At 56.3% G+C, this 693-nt stretch carries 2 protein-coding genes; both read left to right on the plus strand.

What is annotated here, in order from left to right; all coding sequences use genetic code 11:
* A partial coding sequence (locus tag J5224_RS32945; protein WP_264629115.1) for an ATP-binding protein occupies positions 1-406 on the plus strand: 406 nt, incomplete at its 5' end.
* Positions 403-693: response regulator (locus J5224_RS32950; RefSeq protein ID WP_264629116.1), on the plus strand; the 291-nt coding region annotated here is incomplete at its 3' end. The genes J5224_RS32945 and J5224_RS32950, both read left to right, overlap by 4 nt.

The raw sequence follows: 693 nt of genomic DNA on the forward strand, positions 1-693 counted from the left end.
TGGACTGCAAGCCCGTATCGACGTGAGCAAAGATCTGGCACCTGACCTCGAAGAGATCGAAGCCGATGGCGAACTGCTGCGGCAAGTGATCCTCAACATTTTGATCAATGCGGTACAGGCCATCAGCGCGCGCGGGCAAATCACTATTCGAACCTGGCAGGTGGACGATGCGCGTCAGGCGGTCACTATCCGCGACACCGGCTGCGGTATTCCCGAGCAGCATAAAAACAAGATTTTCGATCCCTTTTTCACCACCAAAGCGTCGGGCACCGGCCTCGGGTTAGCGCTCAGCCAGCGCATTATCAATGCGCATCAGGGAGACATTCAGCTTAGCAGCGATCCTGAGCACGGCACTGCCTTTACCCTTTTGCTACCGATTCACCATCAGGGAAATACGCCGCAATGAAACAGACTTACAGTATCCTGATCGCCGATGATGAAGAGAATGTGCGCCGTATGCTCACCACGGCATTTTCGCTAGCCGGTCAGCAAACATTTTGCGCCAGCGATGGCCGCGAAGCGGTGCGGACCTTTATCGATCACACGCCGGACGTGGTATTGATGGATATCCGCATGCCGCGACTCAACGGCATCGAAGCGCTGCAACAGATGCGCCAGCATCACCCTAAAACGCCCATCATCCTGATGACCGCCTACGCTGCCGTGGAAACCGCCGTTGAGGCGTTACGCCAC

Source organism: Candidatus Symbiopectobacterium sp. NZEC135 (assembly GCF_025962695.1).